At 42.0% G+C, this 19,501-nt stretch carries 22 protein-coding genes; 15 read left to right on the top strand and 7 right to left on the bottom strand.

The annotated features are described in order from the left end of the window. Window positions 1–51: 51 nt before the first annotated feature. The 15 genes from fliF to INT04_RS05175 all read left to right on the top strand — a co-directional run bounded on the left by fliF (window position 52) and on the right by INT04_RS05175 (window position 12,096). Entirely contained in the window at window positions 52–1,779 is a 1,728-nt protein-coding gene (gene fliF, locus INT04_RS05245; RefSeq protein WP_193015126.1) for a flagellar basal-body MS-ring/collar protein FliF, read from the top strand. Next, window positions 1,776–2,774, top strand: a complete 999-nt coding sequence (gene fliG, locus INT04_RS05240; RefSeq protein ID WP_193015125.1) for a flagellar motor switch protein FliG — start codon at window positions 1,776–1,778, stop codon at window positions 2,772–2,774. The genes fliF and fliG overlap by 4 nt, the downstream gene beginning before the upstream one ends. Further along, on the top strand, window positions 2,767–3,486 hold the full coding sequence (gene fliH, locus INT04_RS05235) for a flagellar assembly protein FliH (protein ID WP_193015124.1): 720 nt from the start codon (window positions 2,767–2,769) through the stop codon (window positions 3,484–3,486). The genes fliG and fliH overlap by 8 nt, the downstream gene beginning before the upstream one ends. Further along, a complete protein-coding gene (gene fliI, locus INT04_RS05230) occupies window positions 3,486–4,859 on the top strand; it encodes a flagellar protein export ATPase FliI (RefSeq protein WP_193015123.1) in 1,374 nt (457 codons plus the stop codon). Before fliH ends, fliI begins: the two co-directional genes overlap by 1 nt. 30 nt (window positions 4,860–4,889) lie before the next feature. Further along, the gene (fliJ, locus tag INT04_RS05225) at window positions 4,890–5,336 is read left to right on the top strand and encodes a flagellar export protein FliJ (RefSeq protein WP_193015122.1); all 447 of its coding nucleotides are present in this window, start codon (window positions 4,890–4,892) and stop codon (window positions 5,334–5,336) included. Further along, entirely contained in the window at window positions 5,336–6,745 is a 1,410-nt protein-coding gene (locus INT04_RS05220; protein ID WP_193015121.1) for a flagellar hook-length control protein FliK, read from the top strand. The genes fliJ and INT04_RS05220 overlap by 1 nt, the downstream gene beginning before the upstream one ends. A gap of 177 nt (window positions 6,746–6,922) precedes the next feature. Next, a complete protein-coding gene (fliL, locus tag INT04_RS05215; protein ID WP_109373788.1) occupies window positions 6,923–7,405 on the top strand; it encodes a flagellar basal body-associated protein FliL in 483 nt (160 codons plus the stop codon). 5 nt (window positions 7,406–7,410) lie between these two features. After that, window positions 7,411–8,439, top strand: a complete 1,029-nt coding sequence (gene fliM / locus INT04_RS05210) for a flagellar motor switch protein FliM (RefSeq protein WP_193015120.1) — start codon at window positions 7,411–7,413, stop codon at window positions 8,437–8,439. Further along, entirely contained in the window at window positions 8,432–8,842 is a 411-nt protein-coding gene (gene fliN, locus INT04_RS05205) for a flagellar motor switch protein FliN (RefSeq protein WP_193015119.1), read from the top strand. Before fliM ends, fliN begins: the two co-directional genes overlap by 8 nt. 3 nt (window positions 8,843–8,845) lie before the next feature. Then, window positions 8,846–9,292 carry a flagellar biosynthetic protein FliO gene (gene fliO, locus INT04_RS05200; protein WP_193015118.1) on the top strand — a complete coding sequence of 149 codons (447 nt, stop codon included), beginning with the start codon at window positions 8,846–8,848 and terminating at the stop codon, window positions 9,290–9,292. After that, the gene (gene fliP, locus INT04_RS05195; protein WP_226893985.1) at window positions 9,292–10,062 is read left to right on the top strand and encodes a flagellar type III secretion system pore protein FliP; all 771 of its coding nucleotides are present in this window, start codon (window positions 9,292–9,294) and stop codon (window positions 10,060–10,062) included. The genes fliO and fliP overlap by 1 nt, the downstream gene beginning before the upstream one ends. A 15-nt stretch (window positions 10,063–10,077) precedes the next feature. Continuing rightward, the gene (gene fliQ, locus INT04_RS05190) at window positions 10,078–10,347 is read left to right on the top strand and encodes a flagellar biosynthesis protein FliQ (RefSeq protein WP_064720361.1); all 270 of its coding nucleotides are present in this window, start codon (window positions 10,078–10,080) and stop codon (window positions 10,345–10,347) included. Between the two features lie 5 nt (window positions 10,348–10,352). Then, the gene (gene fliR / locus INT04_RS05185) at window positions 10,353–11,135 is read left to right on the top strand and encodes a flagellar biosynthetic protein FliR (protein ID WP_193015116.1); all 783 of its coding nucleotides are present in this window, start codon (window positions 10,353–10,355) and stop codon (window positions 11,133–11,135) included. A gap of 154 nt (window positions 11,136–11,289) precedes the next feature. Continuing rightward, window positions 11,290–11,637, top strand: coding sequence for a hypothetical protein (locus tag INT04_RS05180; RefSeq protein ID WP_193015114.1), 348 nt, complete (start codon window positions 11,290–11,292; stop codon window positions 11,635–11,637). A 189-nt stretch (window positions 11,638–11,826) separates the two neighbouring features. Beyond that, on the top strand, window positions 11,827–12,096 hold the full coding sequence (locus INT04_RS05175) for a hypothetical protein (protein ID WP_193015112.1): 270 nt from the start codon (window positions 11,827–11,829) through the stop codon (window positions 12,094–12,096). Window positions 12,097–12,279: 183 nt separating this feature from the next. Here the strand turns inward: INT04_RS05175 and flgL are convergent, their stop codons facing one another. The 7 genes from flgL to INT04_RS05140 form a co-directional block, all read right to left on the bottom strand. Beyond that, the gene (flgL, locus tag INT04_RS05170) at window positions 12,280–13,224 is read right to left on the bottom strand and encodes a flagellar hook-associated protein FlgL (protein WP_193015110.1); all 945 of its coding nucleotides are present in this window, start codon (window positions 13,222–13,224) and stop codon (window positions 12,280–12,282) included. A gap of 30 nt (window positions 13,225–13,254) precedes the next feature. Further along, window positions 13,255–14,898 carry a flagellar hook-associated protein FlgK gene (gene flgK, locus INT04_RS05165; protein WP_193015108.1) on the bottom strand — a complete coding sequence of 548 codons (1,644 nt, stop codon included), beginning with the start codon at window positions 14,896–14,898 and terminating at the stop codon, window positions 13,255–13,257. 118 nt (window positions 14,899–15,016) lie between these two features. Then, window positions 15,017–16,003: a flagellar assembly peptidoglycan hydrolase FlgJ gene (gene flgJ / locus INT04_RS05160; RefSeq protein WP_193015106.1), complete on the bottom strand. Its 987-nt coding sequence runs from the start codon at window positions 16,001–16,003 to the stop codon at window positions 15,017–15,019. Beyond that, entirely contained in the window at window positions 16,003–17,109 is a 1,107-nt protein-coding gene (locus INT04_RS05155) for a flagellar basal body P-ring protein FlgI (protein ID WP_193015104.1), read from the bottom strand. Before INT04_RS05155 ends, flgJ begins: the two co-directional genes overlap by 1 nt. A 14-nt stretch (window positions 17,110–17,123) precedes the next feature. After that, the gene (locus tag INT04_RS05150) at window positions 17,124–17,867 is read right to left on the bottom strand and encodes a flagellar basal body L-ring protein FlgH (protein ID WP_193015102.1); all 744 of its coding nucleotides are present in this window, start codon (window positions 17,865–17,867) and stop codon (window positions 17,124–17,126) included. Between the two features lie 63 nt (window positions 17,868–17,930). After that, the gene (gene flgG / locus INT04_RS05145; RefSeq protein WP_072068525.1) at window positions 17,931–18,713 is read right to left on the bottom strand and encodes a flagellar basal-body rod protein FlgG; all 783 of its coding nucleotides are present in this window, start codon (window positions 18,711–18,713) and stop codon (window positions 17,931–17,933) included. 19 nt (window positions 18,714–18,732) lie between these two features. Then, entirely contained in the window at window positions 18,733–19,488 is a 756-nt protein-coding gene (locus tag INT04_RS05140) for a flagellar basal body rod protein FlgF (protein ID WP_193015100.1), read from the bottom strand. Between the last annotated feature and the right edge of the window lie 13 nt (window positions 19,489–19,501).

Genomic DNA, 19,501 nt, shown 5'->3' with positions numbered 1-19,501 from the left:
GTTACGCCACGCTTTTAGTATTCATCCCGAACTACAAGGCAAGGATTGTCTATGAATGCCGAAAAAACCGACGTTGTGAACCAGAATAAGGGTTTTAACGCCATTATTAACCGGATAAAAGCCGATCCGAAAGTGCCGCTCATTATTGCGGGTTCGGCGGCAATTGCCATTTTTGTTGCTGCATTTTTATGGTTACAAAGCCCTGATTATAAGGTGCTTTACAGTAATCTTAGCGATAAAGACGGTGGCGAAATTGTCACACAGTTGACACAAATGAATGTACCTTATCGCTTGTCACAAAATGGCGCTGCGATTATGGTGCCTGACAATCAGGTTCATGAATTACGCCTGAAACTTGCGCAAGCAGGGTTTCCTAAAGGTGGAGCTGCCGGTTTTGAACTGTTAGATAAAGAAAAGTTCGGGATCAGCCAATTTAGTGAGCAGATTAACTATCAACGTGCACTTGAAGGTGAGCTTGCTCGCACTATCGAGACATTGGGTCCTGTACAAAATGCTCGTGTTCATTTAGCACTACCAAAGCCATCTCTTTTTGTTCGTGAACAGAAATCCCCTTCTGCATCCGTTACGGTGGGTCTTTTACAGGGTAGAGCGCTTGATGAAGGTCAAATTAATGCTATCGTGCATATCGTTGCGAGCAGTGTTGCGGGCATGCCCGACAGCAGTGTCACCATCGTTGACCAAAGCGGTAAATTATTGACACAACCTGATGCAATGGGTCGTGACCTTAACTCTACCCAATTAAAATATGTTCAAGAGCTAGAAAATCGTTACCAACAACGCATTGAAACGTTATTAGGCCCAATTGTGGGTCGTGGAAATGTTCATGCACAGGTAACGGCTCAAGTTGATTTCTCTCACACTGAAGAAACTGCCGAAGAGTACAAACCCAATCAGCCGCCTAATCAATCTGCTGTGCGCTCAAAACAATTGAGTCAAAGTGAACAAAATGGTGGCATGTTAGCGGGCGGTGTACCGGGTGCGTTATCTAATCAACCTGTTGCTCCACCTCAAGCGCCGATTGAAGCACCAAAAGCGCAAGAAGGTGAAAAAACAGATGAGGCAAATACAACGGGCACTAATCGTACATTAACCCGTAATCCAAACAGCAATAGCCGTTTAGATGAAACAACGAACTATGAAGTTGATCGCCGTATTCGTCATATCAAACGCCCAGTGGGTAATGTCGAACGTCTTTCTGTCGCCGTTATTGTGAATTACAAAACGGTTGATGATACGAAAGAAGCGGTTGATGGCGAAGAACCGGTTGTTGAAACAAAACAAATCCCGCTAACGGATGAACAAATTCAACAAATTGAAGGACTTGTTCGTGAAGCGATGGGCTATTCCCAAGAACGTGGTGACTCTTTAAGTGTCGTGAACTCACAGTTTAACGATATTGAAGAAAAAGTGATTACCGTTCCTGTTTGGGAAAATCCAGAAATATTGTCAAAAGCATTGGATTTAGGTCGCTGGTTGTTACTTGTCATCATCGCATGGATCTTATGGCGCAAACTGGTGAAACCACAGCTTGAGAAACGCCGTGAAGCTGAAATTGCCGCACAAAAATCTGTGCTGAAAACAAAGCTAAAAGTAAAAGATGATGTTGATGAAACAGAATTAGATGACGAAGCAAGACGTAAACAAGCACGTAAACGTGTGAGTGCCGAATTGCAGAGCCAACGTATCCGTGAAATGGCAGAGAAAGATCCTCGTGTCGTCGCAATGGTAATTCGTCAATGGATGAGTAAAGAGCAATGAGTAATAACTTAACTGGAACCGAAAAAAGCGCCGTTATGTTACTAACACTCGGTGAAGACCGTGCGGCGGAAGTGTTTAAACATCTCAATACACGTGAAGTCCAACAGCTGAGTATTGCGATGTCATCAATGCGCCATATCTCAAACCAGCAATTGATTGATGTAATGGCAAGCTTTGAAGAAGATGCCGTCCAATACGCTGCGTTGAACGTGAATGCAAATGATTATTTACGCTCTGTTCTGGTCAAAGCATTGGGTGAAGAACGTGCAAATAATCTGTTAGATGAAATCTCAGAAACGCGTGAAACAACAACGGGTATTGAGACACTTAACTTTATGGAACCACAAATGGCGACCGATATTATCCGCGATGAACATCCGCAGATTATCGCTACCATCTTGGTTCACCTCAAACGGGGTCAAGCGGCAGATATCCTTGCTCTGTTTGATGAGAAATTACGTAATGACGTCATGTTACGTATTGCGACATTTGGTGGTGTTCAACCGTCTGCATTAGCAGAGTTAACGGAAGTATTGAATAACCTGCTTGATGGCCAAAATCTTAAACGCAGCAAAATGGGTGGTGTTCGTACTGCCGCTGAAATTATCAACCTGATGAAAAGTCAGCAGGAAGAGAATGTCATTACAGCGGTACGCGATTACGATGGCGAGTTGGCACAGAAAATTATCGATGAAATGTTCCTGTTCGAAAACCTTATCGATATCGACAACCGCTCTATCCAGCGCATTCTACAGGAAGTGGAATCCGACTCCTTGGTTGTGGCATTAAAAGGATGCGATCAAGAGCTACGCGATCATTTCCTCAACAATATGTCGCAACGTGCTGCTGAAATTATGCGTGATGATCTGTCTTCTCGTGGCCCAGTTCGAATGTCACAAGTGGAAGCAGAACAGAAAGCCATTCTGCTTGTGGTACGCAGATTAGCAGAGACTGGAGAAGTTGTGCTTCATGGAGGAGACGATACCTATGTCTGATAAACATACTGATACTAACTGGACGCCTTGGGTTCCAAAAGAACTCACTGATTGGGCATTAGCTGCTGAGGATACGGCAGAAGACGAAAAGGAAGTCGAAAAACAGGAAAAAGAAGTCGTTCAGCAACAGAAAGTCCTTGAGCAAATTAATATGCTTGATGACATGAAAGATAAGGCCCAGAAAATGGGCCACACTGAAGGCTTTGAGGCAGGGAAAAACCAGGGTTATCAGGATGGTTATCAAGCGGGATTACAATCAGGTATTGAAGAAGGCATTCGCCAAGGTATTGCTCAGCAATCCCCTTTAATTAATGAGTGGCAAGGATTGTTAGCAGAGTTTAGACATTCACTTAATGGGCTAGACAGTGTTATTGCATCGCGTTTAATGCAAATTGCACTGACCGCAGCAAAAGAAGTGTTGGGCCAACCCGCTGTCTGCGATGGCTCGGCATTACTTGCTCAAATTAGCTTAATGTTGCAACAAGAGCAGATGTTCTCAAGTCATCCTCAATTACGGGTTAATCCTAAGCATATCCCACAGATTGAAAAAGAGTTGGGTGAGTCTCTTTCTGCTCATGGTTGGAAAGTCGTTGCCGATAACAGTATTCATGTAGGTGGATGCCGAGTGGTAACGAATGATGGTGATCTTGATGCCACAATTGCAACTCGTTGGCATGAACTCTGCCGTCTTGCTGCGCCGGAGGCATTGTAATGACAGCCAGATTGGGGCGTTGGTTAGAAAAACTCGGTGAAGCAGAAGCACGTTTAAATAAAATTCCGCGTGTACGCCAATATGGGCGTTTAACCAGAGCAACAGGTTTAGTCATGGAAGCTAAGGGGCTTGTTATGCCCCTTGGCTCTACGTGTTTAATAGAACGTACCATTGGTAAAACGGTTGAAGAAGTTGAAAGTGAAGTCGTCGGTTTTAATGGTAACAAAATGTTGTTAATGCCTTTACAGGAAGTTGAGGGATTAACACCAGGGGCGCGTGTTTATGCACAAGTCACACCCAATGGTGAAAATGAAGGTCGTCAATTACCACTGGGTGATGCGTTATTAGGTCGAGTGTTAGATGGTTCTGGCTACCCTTTAGATGGTTTTCCACCACCAGACACTGGCTACCGAGCTCCACTTATTACGCCGCCAATCAACCCATTACAACGTACACCGATTACAGATGTACTTGATGTGGGTGTGCGTGCGATCAACGCGCTGTTAACCGTAGGTCGTGGTCAACGCATGGGGCTATTCGCAGGCTCTGGCGTGGGTAAAAGTGTGCTTTTAGGTATGATGGCGCGTTTTACTCAAGCTGATGTCATTGTGGTTGGGCTAATTGGTGAACGGGGTCGTGAAGTCAAAGACTTTATCGAAAACATTCTTGGTACTGAAGGATTAGCGCGTTCGGTTGTCGTTGCAGCTCCCGCGGATGTTTCGCCCCTTCTCCGTATGCAAGGTGCCTCTTATGCAACACGTATTGCAGAAGATTTTCGTGATCGCGGAAAACATGTTTTGCTGATTATGGATTCACTGACGCGTTACAGTATGGCACAACGTGAAATTGCGCTTGCTGTCGGTGAGCCACCAGCAACAAAAGGTTATCCCCCTTCTGTCTTTGCAAAATTACCGGCACTGGTAGAGCGCGCAGGTAATGGTGTTGATGGTGGTGGTTCTATCACCGCTTTTTATACTGTTTTAACTGAAGGTGATGATCAGCAAGATCCCATTGCAGACTCAGCGCGTGCCATTTTAGATGGTCATATTGTGCTTTCTCGGTCACTCGCTGAATCAGGGCACTACCCTGCTATTGATATTGAAGCCTCTATTAGCCGTGCAATGACATCATTAATTGATAAAACACATTACCGCCGCGTACAAGTGTTTAAACAGCTTTTATCAAGTTACCAGCGTAACCGCGATTTAATTAATGTAGGGGCTTATGCCGCAGGAAGTGATCCAATGCTGGATAAAGCTATTGCGCTTTATCCGTCATTAGCAACGTTCTTACAACAAGATATTCAAGAGCAATGCAGTTATCAAAGTGCATGTGAGCAACTTAATCAACTGATTACATTAAACTCATTCTGAACATAATCAGAGAAAGTAAAGAGGGTTCCAATGCGGGAGCAGTCACCTTTAGTGACACTGAGAGAACTGGCACAGACAGCGGCTGAACAAGCCGCTATTCAACTGGCTCAGGTCCGGCAGAGTCATCAACAAATGGAACAGCAACTCAATATGTTGATCGGGTATCAGGATGAATACCGTGTACGTCTAAATGAAACGTTAAATTTAGGGGGGATGTCGTCAGCATCATGGCAAAACTACCAACAATTTCTCAAAACGCTTGAATTGACTATCGAACAACATAAACAGCAACTTCGGCATTGGCAGGCGCAACTTGATCTTGCAACTGAACAATGGCGGGAAAAACAGCAACGACTCAATGCTTTTGAGACTTTGGAGCAACGTGCCGAAGATAGCCGTAAGCGACATCTTGATCGTATTGAACAGAAACAAATGGACGAGTACGCACAGCGTAGTACTTTACGGAGAATAACTTGATGGAGATAACGCTTCTGACCATGGATGTCGCTGCAGCCTCTCCGGGAACGACATCTGCTACAAACAGTCAGCCCGGTGATAATGCCCCGACCTTTGCTCAGATTTTGGGCTCTCAACCCCAAAATACACAGAGTGATAAAAAGACGGTCAATATCGCAAATCATTCAGCCAAAGAAAGTAAAACACATTCACACACTGATGAAGACAAAACAAAAGAAGACGACAGTCATCTTGTGTCTGTTGCCACAGCGCCAAATGTGAAAGAAGAGCCAGCTGTAGAAAAATCTCAATTGGCACTGACCTTGCCAGATAATGAACAATTTGCCACTATTGTCGAAAATAGAACATCCTCTTCATTAATGTCAGCAGAAGAACTTGCCGCTGAACTTCCTGTTCAATTAGCAGGCCTACCGGGATTAAAACGTCTTACTCTTCCATCCGAGCAACTGGCCCAAGCATTACAACAGCCGCAGTCAGTTAGGCGAGAAGACGGTTTAACCTCTTTGGCACGCACTTTTTCAAAAGATAACGATATGTCGGAATTCAACCTTACCGACAAGCTAAATCTATCGAAGTCAGATGAAAAATCACTACTAACACAGCGACGTCCTGAAACAGCGACATTAGTGGCAGAGAGCACCCTTGTCAGTACACAGCAAACAGAAAAGCCATCGACTAAAAAAGCAGATAGCATTGCCACCCTTTTAACGCCAACTGCTGAAAAAGTGAATACATTGCTAAATGGCGATAAGCAAATGGCAAATCAAAAACTGACTGACAATATTGCTCAACAAATGATGCCTGGTAACAGTGTTGCAGAAAGAGATCTTCACAGCACCTTATCCAATTCGTCCTCTTTTGCATCGCACGGCATTGCAAGCCATACCCCCTCTTCTACGTTGACACAACCACAAATGCAATTTTCACCAATGGCAACACAGGTATTAAATGCACAAGTGGGAACGCCCGAGTGGCAACAGCAACTGAATCAGCAAATTGTGATGTTTAGCCGTAACGGTTTACAAAAAGCTGAGTTACGTTTACATCCTGAAGAGCTAGGTTCATTGCATATTCGCATGAAAATAGAAGATGGACAGGCACAGTTACACCTTGCGTCACAGAATGGACAAGTTCGTACTGTATTAGAAAATGCCATGCATCAATTGCGTCAAGCACTCTCTGAAAATGGGATACAGCTCACGCAAAGTCAGGTGTCTAGCGACACTAATGACAGTTGGCAACAACAAAATATGTCAGATTCCTCTCAATTTAGTGGAGATGGTGCCGATAATCATCAAGGAAGCGAGGGTAATTCAACGCAATTAGCCTCTGAAACGGCACTACAAAAGATAACGCTTACGCCTCAAGAATTAGCATCTGCTCGTGGTGGTGTTGATATTTTTGCCTAATACAAATGTATTGGGAGGGCACACTGTGTCAATAAACGTAAGAGTTAATGGTTTTTTCCCTATCTGTTTCTGCAATTAAAAAACAGAAATAGCGGGATAATTAAGGTTGATTTAGATGGATATGGAAGTCCACAACAGTGAACACGTATCCACTACAAAACAGGAATTTAACTGTCCATGTCTAATTACAGCAATGAACGTAAAAGCTATAGCTTAATTCTGATCATCGTATTATTGGTGATCGCCATTATTGCAGCGGCATTCGGTGGATATAGTTGGTGGGCATTGAAGCATGCTAAATCAGGTTCAGCGGGCACTAATCAAGAAAAAGTTATACCAGCACCCGTTTTTATGTCATTAGAACCCTTTACGGTAAATCTAATTGATGACGAAGAACACTTAGACAGAGTGCTCTACATAGGTATTACATTAAGATTGCATAATGAAGAGACTCGTAAACGTCTACATGATTATTTACCTGAGGTTCGTAGTCGCTTGCTATTACTGCTTTCTCGTCAACAAGCAAATAAGCTTGCGACAGACAATGGAAAACTCCAGCTAATGACGGATGTAAAAGAAACGCTGAGACCGACTCTCGTACCGGGAGAATCTGAACAGATCCTCTCCGATGTACTGTTTACCACGTTTATTCTGCGATAATCATTATGAGCGATAATATCCTTTCACAGGCAGAGATTGATGCTCTGCTGAATGATGACACATCAGGTGACGACGCCAAAAGCGCGAACAGGGAACCTGCGATAGCGAAGGATCCGAATGAACCGGATATTCAGCCTTATGACCCCAACACGCAACGCCGTGTGGTTCGAGAACGTTTACAGTCGTTAGAAATTATTAACGAACGCTTTGCGCGTCAATTCCGTATGGGGCTGTTTAACATGCTCCGTCGGAGCCCAGACATTACTGTTGGTGGCGTTAAAATTCACCCTTATCACGACTTTGCTCGTAACTTACCTGTGCCAACAAATCTTAACTTGGTGCATTTAAAGCCGTTACGAGGAACAGCCTTATTTACCTTTGAACCCAACTTGGTTTATATCGCGGTAGATAACCTGTTTGGTGGTGATGGACGTTTCCCTATCCCTGTGGAAGGCCGTGAATTTACCAATACAGAACAACGGATAATCAACAAAATGTTGAAACTGGCACTTGATGCCTACCGTGATGCATGGGATTCCATATTCAAAATTCAAGTTGAATATGTTCGTTCTGAGATGCAGGTGAAATTTACCAATATCACTTCATCACCGAATGACATTGTAGTTACGACACCTTTTCAGGTAGAGATCGGCTCAATGGTAGGGGAATTTAGCATTTGTATTCCTTTCGCCATGATTGAACCATTACGTGAACGACTGATCAATCCACCAATTGAAAATGTTCGTCAAGAAGATGGGGTTTGGTTAGATAGTTTAGTCAACCAAGTTCAGCATTCTGAGCTTGAGCTGGTCGCAAACTTTACTGACATCCCACTGCGTTTATCAAAAGTGCTTACACTTAAAGAAGGGGATGTTATCCCTATTGATAGACCAGAAAGATTAATTGCACATGTTGATGGTGTGCCCGTATTGACTAGCCAATACGGTACAGTAAATGGGCAATATGCCCTTCGTGTTGAACACCTAATTAACCCTGTTTTAAACGCTCTGGATGAGGAACAAACCAATGAGTGATGCGAATCGCCCAACTGATAATTCACAATCTGCTGAAGATTTGTGGGCCGATGCAATGGAACAGCAAACTGGGAAAAGCCAGGACAATAGTTCCGATCTATTTGAACATCTTTTACCTGAAGACGATACGCTTAATCATCTGTCCGATATTAATTTGATTATGGATATTCCTGTCAAATTAACGGTAGAGTTAGGCCGTACCAAAATGACCATTAAAAAATTACTTAGCCTATCCCAAGGTTCTGTCGTTTCACTGGATGGTTTAGCTGGTGAGCCGCTTGATATTCTTATCAATGGCTATTTAATTGCACAAGGTGAAGTGGTGGTCGTTTCTGATAAATACGGTATTCGCATTACCGATATCATTACACCATCAGAACGTATGCGTCGCCTGAGCCGTTAATCTATGGAACAGCTTCCTTCCTTTTCCAGCCAAGGTGCGGTAAATACTACCGCGCCCGCTACAACACAGACTCTTCAAGCGCCTACACAACCCTTGCCTGTAGGACAAAGTCTTGCGCAAGTCAGCACAGCACTTGCAGGCATTATTGTTCTTATTATTGTGGCTATGTGGTTATTCCGCCGGTTCGGCCTGACACGTGGTTCATTTAAAGGAACAAGTGCACAACTTAACGTCAAGGCAAGTTGTTCATTAGGGGCAAAAGAGCGTGTGGTTGTTGTTGAAATTGAACAGGAATGGCTTGTATTAGGGGTAACCTCGTCGCAAATAAATCTGCTACATAAGTTACCTGTCCCTGAAAAAGCCTCGCAGGAAGCGACTACATCACCCACATCACCATTGTTTACTCAATTATTACAAAAAACGCTAAAGCGAGATAAAGGCAACTCATAATGCATCAGTGTGTCACTTTTTTTAACGCATTAACGCGTTGGCGTCTCTTCGCTAGTGTGCTGGTTTTGGTTTTATTGCCTAGCAGTGCGTTTGCTCAATTTCCAAGTGTGATTACACAATCTTTACCCGGTGGTGGTCAAAGTTGGTCATTACCCGTACAAACCTTAATCTTCATTACTGCATTGGGTTTTATTCCTGCTGTTTTGCTGATGATGACCAGTTTCACGCGGATTATCATTGTATTGGGGTTACTGCGCAATGCATTAGGAACGCCATCAGCACCACCAAACCAAGTGGTTCTTGGTTTGGCGTTATTTATGACCTTTTTCATTATGGCGCCTGTATTTGATAAAATTTATCAAGATGCCTATATGCCATTTACTGAAGATCAAATTACCTTTGAGCAAGCATTAGAGAATGGTTCTAAACCTTTGCGCGAATTTATGATGCAACAAACACGTGAAACAGATTTAGCCCTGTTTGCTCGTCTTGCAGATGCCCCCGCATTTGAAACGCGTGAAAGTGTACCTATGCGTATTTTGGTGCCCGCTTATATTACCAGTGAGCTAAAAACAGCATTTCAAATTGGTTTTATGATTTTTATTCCTTTTCTTATCATCGACTTAGTTGTTGCTAGTGTGTTAATGGCACTGGGTATGATGATGGTGCCCCCTGCAACCGTATCTTTGCCGTTTAAACTAATGCTTTTTGTTTTAGTTGATGGTTGGCAATTAATACTGGGCTCACTTGCACAAAGCTTCTTTAATTAGCGCTGAGGTAAATCAATGACACCTGAATCTGTCTTAGCATTGGGTACGGAAGCGATGAAAATCGCTTTATCACTTGCTGGCCCACTTTTATTATCAGCGCTGGTAACCGGCCTTGTGATCAGTATGCTTCAAGCTGCAACGCAAATAAACGAAATGACATTATCGTTTATCCCTAAAATTCTAGCGGTATTAGCGGCTATTTTAGTGGCAGGCCCTTGGATGTTAAGTTTGCTATTAGATTATATGCGCAACTTATTTACGGGTATTCCAGGGATGATTGGTTAATTGCAATGATAACTCTGACCAGTGAAATGCTTAACGGCTATATGAGTGATTTTTTCTGGCCTTTTGTGCGTATTCTCGCGCTTTTTAGTACAGCACCGTTATTTAGCGAAAAACAAACACCTAAAAAATTTCGGATTGCTCTCGCCTTTTTAATTACAGCGTTAATTGCACCTGGATTACCGCAAAATCATGTCCCTTTATTTTCGATCATTGCTTTCTGGGTACTTATACAACAAATTCTCATTGGGACGATTTTAGGGTTATCAATGCAACTCGCATTTGCATCTGTTCGTCATGCGGGTGAAGTGATTGGTTTGCAGATGGGGCTTTCATTTGCGACCTTTTTTGACCCATCAGGCGGGCCTAATATGCCTATTTTGGCACGTATCTTTAATATGTTGACTATGTTGCTATTTTTAGTTTTTGATGGTCATTTATGGTTAATATCGATATTAGTTGATACGTTCTATGTTGTTCCTATTGAAAATCAAACCTTTAATTCGTTAGGTTTTTTAACATTAGTTCAAAGTGGTGGCTCGATATTTATTAACGGTATGATGTTAGCCATGCCATTGATCACCCTACTCCTCGTACTTAACCTTTCATTAGGTATTCTAAACCGTATGACACCACAGCTTTCAGTTTTCGTGGTTGGTTTCCCCCTCACGCTGACTATCGGTATGTTAGCATTATCCATGATTATGCCTGCCCTACCTGTATTTACAGAGCGTATCTTTAGCGATACGTTTAATCGCATCACCTTAATATTACAGCAATTGGTTTCTTGAGGTTTAAATCAACTTACCTACCCCCGTATAAACATAAATAAAATTAATACCTTTAAGGGCTTTTTTCTTTAAGATTAATCTGGTTGAGTTTTCTTAATAGGAAAATATAGCCATTAATAATGCAATAATTAATATTACAACTAATTTTGGTCACATGCTTCCCGTAAGCAAAATAAAATTAGATCGTATTTATTATGAAGATTCACAGGATGTTATTAATAATTGGCGAAAATCTAATAAACGTGATTGGATAGAATTTGATTGGTCTCATACTCGTTCTCGTCAAACTAAAAGAATTGATATTACCATTCGATGTTGTGATATTTTATGTGGATTAATGCTAGCAAAGCGTTCTAAAAAACGATTGAATGTAACATTACATTATTTGGAAGGTAATCCTAATGAGCCCCCTCTTTCAGGCTATATATTACCTATTGCATTAATTATTGCTGAAAGTTTCGCTTTTGAATACAACATTCAACAAGTCTGTATCAGCGTCTAGCCAAAGGGCTGATAGCTCAGTATATGGCTCAAGGATATGAACTCACTTCAACGGATAAAGCACGACAAAAAAGAAACAATAAACCCCGAGCAAAACTTATGAGCAAAATATTAAACACTTGAGCTAACTGAACGATTATTAATCAATTAAGATAAACAGGAATAGTAAGAATGTAAGTTAGGAGGCGATATGAATATAAATAAATCATCCAAAACTAAGCACTATAAAAATAAAAGCTCAAACACATCTCCACACGAACAACTATCAACCATTATGCATCAAGCCTCAATCCAAAGCGAATATGAAGAAATTCTTGATTTTATGATCAAAGCTAACTTACAAAAAAGTGAAGATAATGGCGTTGCCTTAACAGAGTCGGCAAAAAAAACGATTGAAAGTGCAGCAAGAAAATATATTTTAGTCGCTCAATTACGCAATATTACGCAATATTACGCCTAGTAAAATTAAGCAAAAAATAACTGAATCTATTAAACAAAATTCTAATCATTCCAACTGGAATGCAGATACTCAGCTAGAAAAAAAGTTCAGTGTTATGGCTGGTGCTTACAGTAAGTAAAAAAATCCCCTGATAAACCAATATCAGGGGAGATATCAAAATAGTTTAAAGCTATAGTGCAATAATTAGCGATACATTTTGAACATCGACATATCTTTCATGTCGTTAAAGACTTTATAAGAAGCCTGCAATACCGACTCTTCTTGATAATAATCTGAAATCGCTTGTGTCCAATCTAATTCACGCAGTTCGCTTAAGCGTTTTGCGTTTCTTAAAGACGTATCTGCACCTAAATCATCTAAATTATCAAGCTCTTGAAGTTGTAAACCTAATTTAGCTTCTACACTTGAAATATTATTTAAGGTTGCACGATTAACACGGTTTGCAGCATCAATTTTTTCTAATGCAGCATCACGATCTGCTTGTGGTTTACCTGTTAAAGGCTCACGTAACGCGGTAATAGCACCGTCTAGCGCATTAAAAATATCAGGTTCGGTTCCTTTGCCTCCTGAAGATTGTAATGTTTCAATCCCCGTAAAGTTAGTCACCATTTCAATATTGCTGTCCACTTTTTGGGTAATTTGTTGATCACCACCTTGATAGGTGATTTTACCCGTTGCATCAGCAACAAAAGGCGGTTTATCTGATTGGAAACCTGCAAAAATATAACGACCTACACCATCTTTCGTATTACCAATGCCCAGTAGTTGATCTTTTAAGCCTTCTAATTGATCAGCTAGAGATGAGCGGTCTTCATCACTTAACGTTGCATCATTTCCCGAAGCAACCAATGTTTCTTGAATTTTAGTAGTAATATTCACCATTTGGCTGGCTAAGCTCATTTGCAAAGACATACTGTTTTTTGCAAATCCACGTGCTGTCGCATATTGCTGGTTACGTGATTCAGATTGCTTAACCATAACAGCTTGAGATGCCGCCATAGGATCATCTGAGGGTTTTTCTACACGACGACCACTGGAAATTTTATTTCCTTCCGTCATCCATTTACTTTGCGAACTGGTGATATTATCCACGCGTTGGCTAAAAATTTGATTAGAACTTAAGCGCACAGGTTATTCCTTATTCTGATGAAGGGTGACTTAGAAAACTTGCATAATCGCATCAAACATACTGTTTGCCGTTTGAATGACTTTCGCATTTGCCATGTAATATTCTTGGATGCGATACATTTCACCGTATTCTTCATCCATGTTGACACCAGAAACGGATTGCTGTTGTTCTTGAATACTTTTGGTAATAGAAACCTGAGCATCAAAATCAACTTGAGCGGTGTTAACCTTATTACCGACCATACTAATTAACGAGCCGTACCCACCAGCAATAGTCGTTTTTCCGTCAATAATTTTTTCATCAGGTAACTCAAACAATTTTTTCATGTTTTCGTTATCACTAGGGCCCGTATCTTTAGAACCTGCAGCTGCAATTTCACTTGGATCAGTGACAGCCACTTTCATACCCGCAATTACGTTACCTACAGATTGCACCACAACAGAATCACCTTCTTTTGGTGTACCATTGACTTTGATACTCATGCCATCAAATTCTAAGTTGCCCGTTGTGGCATTCGGTGTCGCTTCAAATTTACGGTTACCTGGCTCGACAGTGACATTCCACTTACCACTTTCATACTTAACCGTATAATCAGCCGCTTTTACTTCTTTTGTATTGGTATATTCAACAGTAAAATTAGCATCGCCTTTATTCTTACCGTTAGGCATCACATGAGCGCCACCTAATTCGAAGAATTCTTTACCTTTATCACCATTTAAATCAAAACCTTGTTCGTGTTGTTTATTAAATTGATCACCCAACACTAACGCTAATTGATTTAATTGATTACGACTTGGGTCTAGCACTTCTTCACGGCTACGATAAGCACCACCAAGTTCGCCACCTTTAATACGTTTAGCATCAACTTCGTGCACTTCATCAATGCCATTGCTGTAACCAATAACAAGACGTTCACTGTTTTTATTTGATGGAATAGCAGAAACTTCATAAGAGCGCGTACCAGACACTAATGGCAGACCATTAGCAAATGTGACGTTAACAAATCCCCCATCTTGTTGAGTGACTTGTACATCAACTAAGGTGTTTAGCTCTTGAATTAAACGATCGCGTTGGTCTAATAAGTCGTTAGGATCAGCGCCATTAAAGCCCTTGGAACGACTGATTTCATTATTTAATTTAGCAATCTGTTTCGTATATTCATTGATATTCTTAGTTGTATTATTTACCTGACTATTAATATCTTTTTCTAAATCACGCAATGATTGGTCTGATTTAGCAAACATATTGACCATAGCTTCCGCTTTACCAATCACCGTCGTACGCGCGGGATTATCTTCTGCGTTATTCGTCACGTTAGGTAAGCTGGTAAAAAACTCGTCAATGGCAGTAGAAACATCATTGCCTTTGTCAGCTAGCAAATCATTGATTTGTGAGATATTTTGAGTATAACTACTTAAAGCACTTTGTTTTCCCATTGCACGGTTCATTTGACCCGCAAGAAATTCGTTATACTCACGATGAATACGGCTAACATTAACACCATTACCGATATAACCATTACCGGTCATTGTGCCGCTGTTTTCATTAAACACGGTCATTTGACGGTTGTACCACTTTACATTTTGGTTAGCGATGTTATTACTCACAGTGCTCATGGCAGCTTGTGCCGCATTAAGTCCGCTCATCGCTGTATTAATTAAACTGTTGGACATTTGTCTATCCTTTTACGTTTAGTCATCTCCCGTATGCACGGAGCATAACTGGCAAGTTGGAATGAATGCTCTGGTCTTTATTATCGGTTCTTCCCCTCTAAACTTGAGGGGAAAATGATTAAAATAGATCGCTTAAATCATGAGTATAAGTTTTTGCAACTTGCTCACCGCTTCCTTTTAATTGACCAATAATTGAAACCAGTTTTTTGGCATAACCTGGATCGGTAGCATAACCCGCTTCTTGGATACGATAAGCAGCTTGTTCTGGGGTTTGAGCTTGGGGCACTTTGGCGTAACGAGGGCTTTCTGTGATCAATCTTAGATAATCTTGAATCGCTTCAACATACGAACCATAAACGCGGAAATTATCACGCATTTTTATTGACTTACCATCGATAACTTCGGTTGTCATAATATTCGTCACTGGGCCTTTCCAACTATTTCCTGCTTTAATACCAAACAGGTTATAACTTGGCTTACCTTCGCCCGTTAGAATTTCACGTTTACCCCAACCTGATTCAAGTGCAGCCTGAGCAACCACCAATAGATGGTGAACACCTGTACCTTCGGTAGCTTGTTTTGCAGGACCTAATAGTTTTGAAGCAAAAGAAGCACTGTTTTCAGATAATCCTTTAAGCTTGCCAATCGTACTTTCAACCGCATTTTGATAAGGCTGCATCGCACGATAAATTTGCCCTAGGGCCTGCGTTGGCAAGGATTGGAAAATATCACTGCCATCTAATGGCATTGGCGTTTTTCCTGCCATTTCGCTCGGATCCATCGTGACTTTTGCAGAAAGCTGTTTTTCTATCATGTCAGCAAAGCCCAAGCCTTTTTGTGATAAGTCTTGAGCAATTTGTTGATCATAAAGTGAAGTGTACATTTTGGTGCTTTCTGAATTGAACATACCTTCTTGAGGTATGGCATCTCGCATGCTCTTTAACATCATTTGAACGAAAACGCCTTCAAGTTGCTGCGCCACTTGGCGCAGCCCTTGTTGATCGGCATTCTGTCCAACCTGATATTTAAGTTTATTCAATGCATTACTGTCATACGCCGGCGCTGACATCGTCGGCATTGAAGAAAGCAGAGATAAATCTTTCATCAGATAATCTCCAATCTCGCACGTAAGCAACCTGCGCTTTCCATTGCCTGTAATATCGACATTAAATCTGTCGGTGTTGCACCTAATGCATTTAATGTACGGATCACTTCGTTTAGGCTTGCACTTGCACTCACTTGTTGTAATGAGCCACCTTGTTCACTCAAGTTCACGCTTGTATTACGCGTGACAACAGTGCTCCCCCCCGCAAATGGGGTATTTGGCTGGCTAACATTGACTTGACTATCAACCGTGACTGAAAGGTTGCCCTGTGCAATAGCACAGCTTCCTAATGTCACATCACGGTTCATCACAACAGAACCTGTTCTTGCATTAATGATAATCTTCGCATCAGCGACAACGCGTTTAATTTCAAGATTTTGAACTTCTGCTAAGAAGCGTACTTGCTCACTTTTACCAATAGGAACACGTAATTGAACTGTACGTGCATCTAATGGAATTGCCGTCCCCACACCACGCAATTTATTAACCGTATCTGAGATATTTTGTGCCAGTGTGAAATTTTCTTCATTAAGCTGTAAGTTCAATAAGCCTGTTTGACCAAATTGAGACGGTAACTCGCGCTCGATAATCGCACCATTACTAATACGCCCTCCCGCTAACTGATTAACCTTTACGCTATTTCCCCCCGCAGATGCACCTGCACCACCCACAACGATGTTACCTTGTGCTAAAGCGTAAATCTGATTATCAACACCTTTAAGCGGTGTCATCAGTAACGTTCCCCCTCGTAAGCTTTTCGCATTACCTAATGAGGAAACAACCACATCAATAGATTGCCCAGTACGGCCAAAAGGGGGTAATTTTGAGGTAACCATTACCGCCGCAACGTTTTTTAGTTGCATGTTGGTGCCTGGTGGTACCGTTATTCCCAATTGTGAAAGCATGTTATTCAGACTTTGTGTGGTAAACGGGGTTTGCATTGTTTGGTCACCCGTTCCATCTAACCCCACCACCAAACCATAACCAATCAGCGCATTTTCTCTTACCCCTTCCACCGAGGTGAGATCTCTGATCCGTTCAGCATGGGCGGAAAAACCGGTACATGTCATCACGATAAAGAAAAGGCTAATCGCTATTTTTTTCATCTGGACCCTACTCATTAAAAAGGTGATACATTTAAGAAGAAGCGTTGTAGCCATCCCATAGACTGAGCTTCATTGATATAACCGTCTCCGATATATTCAATACGCGCATCAGCAACTTGGGTTGAATTTACAGTATTTGTACCACTGATCGTCCGTGGGTTAACGACACCAGAAAAACGAATAAACTCAGTACCTTGATTGATAGCAATTTGCTTTTCACCAATAACATGCAGATTTCCATTAGCAAGCAGCTGATCAACAGTCACTGTAATGGTGCCTTTAAAGGTATTATTTGCATTTGCGCCACCCTTACCACCAAAATCACTGTTTCCTTCCATGCCCATATCTGTACGGCTATTACCAAACAATCCTTCCAAGAATCCAGGCGTAATAGAAGCAAGGAACCCAGCTTTACCATTACGGCTCGCATTAGCCGATGAGTTTTTACTTGCGCTAACATTTTCTTGCAAGGTAATGGTTAACGTGTCGCCTATATTTCGTGGTCGTCTATCTTCAAATAAAGGTTGATAACCAAAATAAACAGGTTGAGCTGACTGAAAAATAGAGCCATTAGGTGCAGGCGCAGTGGGTGCCGTTGGAACTGCAGTTGTGTCGCCTTCTACCAACGGTTTTTTAGGTATATGTGCGCATCCTGCTAGTGTCAGTACCAACAGGGCGGTACCTAAACGTTGATGACGACGCCATCTGACACTAAGCGTTCTTGCCCCAGAATTGTCAGTAATGACCTTTGTATCCATCTTCGATACTCTTTTAGTAATAGGCCTGACAGGCAGTCCTGTCAGGCTAATAAACAAACGAAATTAGAGTTGCGTTAGTTTCTGTAACATCTGATCAGACGTCGAAATCGCTTTACTGTTAATTTCATAAGCACGTTGAGTCTGGATCATATTGACCAGCTCTTCAGCTACGTTAACGTTAGAGGTTTCAACATATCCCTGATATAACAAGCCTGCGCCGTTAATACCGGGAGCATTCTCTGTTGGTGCGCCAGAACTTGCGGTTTCTAAGTATAAATTTTCACCCACACTTTCTAATCCGCTGTCATTAATAAAGGTAGTTAGTGTCAATTGGCCTACTTGTTGTGGCGCAGGATCACCTTCCATCTCAACACTGACTGTACCATCACGACCAATCATCACTTTCTTTGCGGTATCAGGCAAAATAATAGCAGGTACAACTTGGAAACCACTGGTTGTGACTAATTGGCCATTTTGGTCCATTTGGAATGCACCATCACGCGTATAAGCGTCTGTACCATCAGGTAACTGAACATGGAAAAAACCTTGTCCTTTAATGGCGACATCACGGGTTCCGTTTGTTGGCGCTAAGTTACCTTGGCTATGTAAACGCTCAGTCGCAACAGGACGAACACCCGTACCAATTTGCAAACCTGAAGGTGCATTAGTTTGTTCAGAAGTCATTGCGCCAGGTTGGCGAATTGTCTGATACAGTAAATCTTCGAAAACCGCACGTTGGCGTTTAAAACCATTGGTGCTGACGTTTGCGAGGTTGTTGGAAATCACATCCATGTTTGTCTGTTGTGCATCCAACCCAGTTTTAGCAATCCATAAAGAACGGATCATGGTTTTCCCCTTACACTATTTAACTCAGTGATAGCAATTGGTTAGCGCGTTGTGCGTTATCATCTGCGCTATGAATGACCTTCATTTGCATTTCGAAACGTCTTGCGTTTGCTATCATATCGACCATGGCTTCTGCTGGATTAACATTACTGCCTTCTAATACACCAGCTAACACCTTCACGCTATCATCCGCAGGTAATTCTTCACCCGCACGCGCAGTCCCTTTAGGGGATAAATGGAATAAGCCATCATCACCACGAACTAAATCGTTTTGCTCTGGTTTGACCATTTTCAGGCGACCAATCTGACCCAACATTTTAGGGAGATCAGTCGGCACATGCGCAGTCACAATACCGTTATTGGCAATACTGACATTGGCTTGAGGAGGTACTTCAATTGCACCGTTATCCCCCATTAACAAACGCCCTTGCACCATCAACATGCCATCTGCGTTACGTTGGATATTCCCGTTTCGGGTATACGCTTCTGTGCCATCGTCAAGTTGAACCGCTAAATAGCCGTTATCACTTAGCGCAACGTCCATTGATCGGCCGGTATAGTTCATCGTTCCTTGGCTTTGATCGCTACCTGGCGTTGAGGCTACTGTTAATGTCCGAGTCGGTAAGGTATCGCCATTGACAGGTACGGCTCGCATTGCACTAAGTTGCGCTTTAAATCCTGGCGTTGATGCGTTTGCTAAGTTGTTCGCCACGACAGCTTGATTTTCCATCGAGTGTCTGGCGCCGCCCATCGCGGTATAAATCACATGATCCATAACAGATTATTTC

The sequence above is a fragment of the Proteus sp. FME41 genome, from assembly GCF_014897315.1.
In the GTDB taxonomy this organism is placed as follows: Bacteria; Pseudomonadota; Gammaproteobacteria; order Enterobacterales; family Enterobacteriaceae; genus Proteus.
Note: the sequence above shows the minus strand (reverse complement) of the source record. Positions and strands in the feature narration are given on the sequence as shown.